This window comes from Micromonospora sp. SL1-18 (genome assembly GCF_047921505.1).
Lineage (GTDB): Bacteria > Actinomycetota > Actinomycetes > Mycobacteriales > Micromonosporaceae > Micromonospora.
Genome location: NZ_JBLROA010000214.1, coordinates 1 through 510, shown reverse-complemented (window position 1 = coordinate 510; position 510 = coordinate 1). Strand labels below are relative to the sequence as shown.

General features: G+C 69.8%; 1 pseudogene. It reads right to left on the bottom strand.

Annotated features, from left to right (window positions below):
• Positions 1 to 194 precede the first annotated feature (194 nt).
• Positions 195 to 510: pseudogene (locus ACNAW0_RS30625) on the bottom strand (IS607 family transposase); the annotation flags it as partial.

Sequence of the window (510 nt, the reverse complement as noted above, 5' to 3'; positions counted from 1 at the left end):
TTTGGAGGACGGGTACCAGCGGTCAGCGACCACGTGGGTGCCGCCGGCCCAGGAGGTCTTATAGACGATCTGCCGGCGGATCTCTCCGAATCCGGCGTCGGCGATCTTGCGGGCCAGGCGTCGGTTGCGGAGCATGCCGGCCACGTTGAGGTCTTCGACCACGACGGTGCCGTACTCGGCGGTGATGCCGGTGCGGCGCGGTACTTGCCTGCCCGCTGCCCGTACAGCCCGGCGCACATCGACATCAGCACGTCGGCCATGTCCCTGACCAGGTCGTCCGTGGACTCTTCCGGGTCCAGGACCACCAGGCGACGCCCGGTCGCAGCGAGCGCGGCTTGCAGGTGCTCCACACCGAACCGGGCCAGCCGATCCCTGCGCTCGACCACGATCACGGCCACACCCGGGTCGGCGAGGACGCGGTGCAGGTTGCGGCGCTTGCCGTTCAGGCCGGAGCCGACCTCGGTCACGATCTCCGCCACGGCGAAACCCTGGGCGTTTGCCCCCTCCACG